Consider the following 5,992-nt stretch of genomic DNA (forward strand, 5'->3'; position numbering starts at 1 on the left):
GCCGTCGATCCAGTCCCAATCGACCTTGCCGGCAAGCTGAACCAGCTCGTGCTTCATATTGATGATCTGGTCCAGCCTGGCCCGGAACAGATCGCCCGATTCCGTCGTCCTGTGCTTCTTCGGTCGCATCGCCACCTCCGATGCGACGACGGAATCATGACTGGCGATTCGACGGAATCCTGAAAATGAAATTGCAAGGTTCCGATGCCCCAAGCATCAAAACCCTGCAATCGCAAAACAGCCCACAAAGACAAATGCGATTCTAGCTCAATCGCTTAGCCGCTCTTCACGGACGACCACCTCTTCTGCTTTCGCGGAGACGAACAGTGGTGGGTTACGCCGAGCAGATGCGCTTCGCGCATCCGCTCGATTAACTCACCCTACGAATTCTCCTTCCTCCGCCCCTTCGGCGCGTTCGCCACCACCTGCAGCAAATCCTTCCGCACAGCCTCGATGTGCCGCTCCAGGAAGCGGCAGGCCTCCTCCACCTTCCCTGCGCGGCAGAGCGCGATCAGTTGGGCGTGCTCCTTCTCGGCAATGCCCATCGCCTTGGTGTTGGAGAGCTGTAGCCGCGTATAGCGGTCGCTGGTCTGGAGCAGTGACAGCACGATCGCGCGCGTGCGGGGCTGCGGCGCGTGCACGTAGAGCGCCATGTGGAAGTCGGCGTTGAGCTGGCCCCATTCACTGACGTTCCTCGCCTTGATCGCCTTCTCGAAGCTCCGGTGGATGTCGTCGAGCCCCTCGAAATCCTCTGCGCCGAAGCGCGGCGCCGACTGCGCCAGCAATCGCGGCTCCAGGATGCGGCGCAGGTCGAAGACGTCGTTGATCTCGTCCAGTGACAGCTCGGAGACGATGGCGCCCTTCTGCGGCACGATCCGCACCAGGCCTTCCGCCTCGAGCTGGAACAGCGCCTCTCGCACCGGGATGCGGCTGACGCCGTAAGCATCCCCGAGCGCGTCCTGGCGCAGCTGCGATCCAGCCGGATAGGTGCCGTCGAGGATCGCCTGCCGGAGCTGATCGACGATCGCAGCCGACAGGGTGCGATGCTTCAGAGGCTGTTTCATCTGACCTTCTGTTGTCCTTCCCGACTCGTTCGGCCGACGCGGTCCCTGTCTTGCATGTCGAGGTGCCCGGCAAAAGTCAGGCGCTCCAAAAGCAAGGTGCCCAGTAAAACCGCGCCCTGCCGCCGAAATGACCGCAAACTCCGTTTGACTCCCAAAATGTATAAATTATACATTTGGCAATCGCACGACAATTCTTCGGGAGTTGGGGCCACTTTCATGATCGAGCAGACCATGCCGGCCACGCGCGCGCTCAGCCTCCGACGTACGATCGTCCGGATGTCGGCCGGCCTGCTCGCGGTCGAGCGCCTCGCGCTGATGGGTCTGATGTACCTGCTCACTGGACTGATCCTGGTGAACGTCGTCACCCGCTACTCGCATTTCCCGATCTACTGGATCGATGAATCCGCTGTCTATTGCGTGGTCTGGCTGACCTTCATCGGGGCGTCCGCGATGACGCGGCTGCGGCTCGATTTTGCGGTGACCATGCTGACGGAGCGACTTTCCGCTCAGCACCAGAAATTTGCAAAAGTGATCTCGACCGGCCTCGTCGTGGTGTTCGGCGTCGCTCTGATCGTCACCTGCTTGCTCTGGATGGACCCGGTTGGTCTCGCCCGCGCCGGCTTCGACGGGCGCAAGCTCGCCGCCGAAACCTTCAACTTCCTCTACACCGAGCGCACCCAGACGCTGAACTGGCCGACCTGGGTGCTCTATCTGACGCTGCCGATCTTCGCGGTGTCGATGACCATTCACGGTCTCGCCAATCTGCTGGAAGATCTCGGACTGGTCCCGCGCACCGCGCCGAAAGGCTTTCAGCTCTCCGAGCTGGACGGGGTCAACTGATGATCACGTCAGCGGCCTTCATGGCGATCATGCTGGTCGGCGTGCCGATCGGCCTGTGCCTGTGCCTTGCCGGCCTCGTCTACATCGCGGCATCCGGCAATCCCGTGCTGTTCCAGTCCTATCCGCTGCAGCTGTTCGGCGGTGTCGACAGCTACGGCCTGATCGCTATCCCGCTCTTCATTTTGATCGGCGAGATCATGAACGGCGGCGGCATCACGCGGCGCATCGTCGACATGGCGATGGCCTTCGTCGGCTCGCTCAAGGGTGGTCTCGCCTACGTCAACATCCTCGCCAACATGTTCATTTCCTCCATCCTGGGATCGGCGACGGCGCAGGTCGCGATCATGGCCCAGATCATGGTCCCGGAGATGGAGAAGAAGGGCTACGACAAGACCTTCGCAGCGGGGCTGACCGCCTATGGCGGCATGCTCGGACCGATCATCCCTCCCTCGGTGATGTTTGTTGTCTACAGCGTGCTGGCGCAGGTCTCCGTCAGCGACATGCTGATCGCCGGCATCGTGCCGGGTGTCATCCTCACCGTGATGTTCTGCCTCGTCATCGCGCTGATGGGATACGTCTACAACTACCCCCGCGCGGATTACCAGACCCCGCGTCAGCGCGTCGTGACGATCCTGCGGACCTCGCCGACGCTGCTGATCCCGATCGTCATCGTCGGCACCATCCTCGGAGGCCTCGCCAACGCGACCGAATCCGCAGCCGTTGGCGCCGTCGCAGCAGCACTGGTCGGAAAATACTGGACCAGGGAGTTCAAGTTCTCGCAGCTGCCGCAGATGATGCTGCGTAGCGCCATCTATTCGGCGATTGTGCTGTTCCTGGTCGCAGCCGCCGCCGTGTTCTCCTGGGTCCTGATCTTCGGCAAGGTGCCGCAGGAGACCGCCGCCTGGATCCAGACCGTCGCCAAGGACCCCGTCAGCTTCATGCTGATCTGCAACGTGATCCTGCTGGTGATCGGCACGGTGATCGACGGCATTCCCGGGCTGATCATGACCGTGCCGATCCTGCTGCCGGTGGCAACCGAAATCTATCACATCGACCCCCGGCAGTTCGGCGTCGTGGTGGTGATCAACCTGGTGCTCGGCCTGCTGTCGCCGCCGGTCGGGCTCTGCTTCTTCGTCGCGGCCGCCGTCACCGGCGCCAAGCCCGGCAAGATGTTCATGGTGACGCTGCCCTTCTTCGTCATCGCCTGCATCCTTCTCGTGCTGCTCTCGCTCTATCCCTCGCTCTCGCTGATCCTCGTCAAATAGGCCATCCAATAGGAGCCCGACCATGTCGCTTTCACGCCGCCGCTTTCTCGCCGCCAGCGCCGCTGCCTCGGTGTTTGCCCCATCACTCGCACTCGCCCAGGCCAAGGAATTCCGCCTCGGCCTGATCACGCCGAACGGCCATTCCTGGAACAAGGCCGCGCTCAAATTCGGCGAGGATCTCAAGTCCGCCACCAACGGCCGCCTGACAGTGACCGTGTTCCACTCCGGCCAGCTCGGCAACGAGACCGCGATGATGCAGCAATTGCAGTCCGGCGCGCTCGACATGGGCTTCATCCAGGCCGCCGAGCTCGGCTCGCGCGTGCCGCACATCGCCGCGATCAACGCGCCCTACATCGTTCGCTCGACGCCTTCGGTCGCGAAGTTCGTGCGGCATCCGGCGGCGGTGAAGCTGTTCGAGGTGCTGCCGCAGGAGACCGGCACGATCGGACTGGGCTGGGGCATCACCGGCATGCGCGCGGTGTTCTCCTCCAAGGACCTGAATTCGCTGGCCGACATCAAGGGCATGAAGCTGCGCATCAATCCGACGCCGGTCTATCGCGATTTCTATTCCTCCCTCGGCGCGGCGCCGACGCCGATTCCGACGCCGCAGGTGTTCGACGCCATGGCCAACGGCCAGGTCGACGGCCTCGAGGCCGACCTCGAATTCTCCTGGAACCAGCGCTTCGACAAGGTGTCGAAAGTGATCCTGCAGATGAACGCGGTCTTCATGCCGATGGCAGCCGTCGTTTCCGGCCGCGTCTGGCAATCGCTGCCCGCCGCCGACCGCGAGCTGATCACGAAAACGATCAAGACGACGCTGGACGCGCAGATCGACGAGCTCGCCGGCAACGAGCCCACGCTGATCCAGAACTTCAAGAACGCGCCGATCCCGATCCGCCAGGTCGACGCCAAGGACACCGAGGCCGTGATCGCCGAATTCGACAAGATCTGGCTGCCCAAGGCCCCCGTCCTCGCCGAGCTGCGCAAGGTCGGCGCGACGCTCTGATCCCCACCCATCGCCCTCACGTCAATGCCCGGCGGATCGAACGATCCGCCGGCACCAATTCCAATCGGAGCCAAGCAATGAGCCCACGTATCTCCTGGGAAGGCGTCTTCCCGGCCGTCACCACGCAGTTCAACGACGACCTCTCGCTCAACATCGACGCGACCGCCAGGGTCATGGACGGGCTGATCCGCGACGGCGTTTCCGGCCTGATCGTCTGCGGTTCGGTCGGCGAGAACACCTCGCTCGAGCGCAAGGAAAAGATCGCGATCATGGAAGCCGCGAAAGCGGTCGCGAAAGGCCGGGTGCCCGTGCTGTGCGGCATCGCCGAATTCACCACGGCCTTTGCGGTCGAGACCGCCAAGGAAGCCGCGCGTATCGGCATCGACGGCGTGATGGTGATGCCGGCGCTGGTCTATTCCTCCAAGCCGCATGAGACCGCCGCGCATTTCCGCGCCGTCGCCAGCGCCACCGACCTGCCGGTGATGCTCTACAACAATCCGCCGATCTACAAGAATGACGTCACGCCGGACATCCTGGCCTCGCTCGCCGATGTCGAGACCGTCGTCTGCTTCAAGGATTCCTCCGGCGACACGCGGCGCTTCATCGACACCAGGAACATGGTCGGCGACCGCTTCGTGCTGTTCGCAGGGCTGGACGACGTCATCGTCGAGAGCGTCGCGATGGGCGCCGTGGGCTGGGTCTCCGGCATGTCGAACGCCTTCCCGCGCGAGGGCGAGACGCTGTTCCGCCTCGCCAAGGCGGGGCGGTTCGCTGAGGCGATGCCGCTCTACGAATGGTTCATGCCGCTCTTGCACCTCGATGCACGGCCGGACCTCGTCCAGTGCATCAAGCTGTGCGAGCACATCATGGGCCGCGGCACCGCGCTGACCCGCCCGCCCCGCCTGGCGCTGCTGCCGCAGGAGAAGGCCGAGGTCGAGGCGATGATGGCCAAGGCGCTCAAGAACCGGCCGCGCCTGCCGGATGTCGGCCTGAAGGCGGCCTGACCGCAGGTTTCGTAGGGCGGGTTAGACCTGCGGCTGCGCAGAGCGCAGTCGCTGGGCGTAACCCACCACTTTCGTCTCCGCGGATACCAAAGAGGTGGGTTACGCCCAGTGATTGCGCTTCGCGCGATCACTGGGCTAACCCACCCTACGAAGCTTTACGAGCTCGCCCGATTCTTCTTGGCGTTCAGCGCGGACGCCACGCGGCTCACGGGCGGCTTGCCCAGCACGCCGCTCATCGCGTTGGTGGCCGCCAGCAGCTTCTCCATGTCGACGCCGGTCCTGATCCCCATGCCTTCGAGCATGTAGACGACGTCCTCGGTCGCGACGTTGCCGGTCGCGCCCGGCGCATAGGGGCAGCCGCCGAGGCCGCCGGCGGCGGCGTCGATGACACGAACCCCCTCTTCCATTCCGGCATAGAGGTTGGCGAGCGCCTGGCCGTAGGTGTCGTGGAAATGCATCGCGAGCCTGGCGGGAGGGATGCTGGCACTGACCGCGCGCAGCATCTCCTTCGCCTTGGATGGCGTGCCGACCCCGATGGTGTCGCCGAGCGAAATCTCGTAGCAGCCGAGCTCGAACAACGTGCTGGCGAGATCGGCGACCGCCTTCGGCTTGATCTCGCCGTCGAAGGGGCAACCGAGCACGCAGGAAATATAGCCGCGCACCTTGACGCCATCGGCCTTGGCGCGCGCCAGCACCGGCTTGAAGCGCTCGATCGACTCCGCGACCGTGCAGTTGATGTTGGCGCGCGAAAAACCTTCCGAGGCGGCCGCAAACACCGAGACCACTTCGGCGCCCGCGGCACGCGCGGCGTCA

At 63.9% G+C, this 5,992-nt stretch carries 6 protein-coding genes; 4 read left to right on the plus strand and 2 right to left on the minus strand.

Features of this window, described 5'->3' with window-relative positions; genetic code table 11:
• Window positions 1–380: 380 nt before the first annotated feature.
• Window positions 381–1,064, minus strand: coding sequence for a GntR family transcriptional regulator (locus H1B27_RS39425; RefSeq protein ID WP_197969749.1), 684 nt, complete (start codon window positions 1,062–1,064; stop codon window positions 381–383).
• Between the two features lie 231 nt (window positions 1,065–1,295).
• Between H1B27_RS39425 and H1B27_RS39430 the strand changes: the two genes are divergently transcribed.
• From H1B27_RS39430 to H1B27_RS39445, 4 genes are all read left to right on the plus strand, one after another.
• Window positions 1,296–1,904, plus strand: a complete 609-nt coding sequence (locus H1B27_RS39430) for a TRAP transporter small permease (RefSeq protein ID WP_197969754.1) — start codon at window positions 1,296–1,298, stop codon at window positions 1,902–1,904.
• Window positions 1,904–3,169 (plus strand): TRAP transporter large permease, encoded by a 1,266-nt coding sequence (locus tag H1B27_RS39435; RefSeq protein WP_197969750.1) that lies wholly within the window; start codon window positions 1,904–1,906, stop codon window positions 3,167–3,169. Before H1B27_RS39430 ends, H1B27_RS39435 begins: the two co-directional genes overlap by 1 nt.
• 22 nt (window positions 3,170–3,191) lie before the next feature.
• The gene (locus tag H1B27_RS39440; protein ID WP_197969751.1) at window positions 3,192–4,175 is read left to right on the plus strand and encodes a TRAP transporter substrate-binding protein; all 984 of its coding nucleotides are present in this window, start codon (window positions 3,192–3,194) and stop codon (window positions 4,173–4,175) included.
• Between the two features lie 77 nt (window positions 4,176–4,252).
• Window positions 4,253–5,179, plus strand: a complete 927-nt coding sequence (locus tag H1B27_RS39445) for a dihydrodipicolinate synthase family protein (protein WP_197969752.1) — start codon at window positions 4,253–4,255, stop codon at window positions 5,177–5,179.
• Window positions 5,180–5,334: 155 nt separating this feature from the next.
• Here the strand turns inward: H1B27_RS39445 and H1B27_RS39450 are convergent.
• The coding region (locus H1B27_RS39450) for a hydroxymethylglutaryl-CoA lyase (RefSeq protein ID WP_197969753.1) at window positions 5,335–5,992 on the minus strand (658 nt) is incomplete at its 5' end.

The sequence above is a fragment of the Bradyrhizobium diversitatis genome (assembly GCF_016031635.1).
GTDB lineage: Bacteria > Pseudomonadota > Alphaproteobacteria > Rhizobiales > Xanthobacteraceae > Bradyrhizobium > Bradyrhizobium diversitatis.

Bases quoted from the DNA above. Each gene is read 5' to 3' on its own strand.
- H1B27_RS39425 (WP_197969749.1), bottom strand. From the start codon at position 1,064: ATGAAACAGCCTCTGAAGCATCGCACCCTGTCGGCTGCGATCGTCGAT.
- H1B27_RS39430 (WP_197969754.1), top strand. From the start codon at position 1,296: ATGCCGGCCACGCGCGCGCTCAGCCTCCGACGTACGATCGTCCGGATG.
- H1B27_RS39445 (WP_197969752.1), top strand. From the start codon at position 4,253: ATGAGCCCACGTATCTCCTGGGAAGGCGTCTTCCCGGCCGTCACCACG.
- H1B27_RS39440 (WP_197969751.1), top strand. From the start codon at position 3,192: ATGTCGCTTTCACGCCGCCGCTTTCTCGCCGCCAGCGCCGCTGCCTCG.
- H1B27_RS39435 (WP_197969750.1), top strand. From the start codon at position 1,904: ATGATCACGTCAGCGGCCTTCATGGCGATCATGCTGGTCGGCGTGCCG.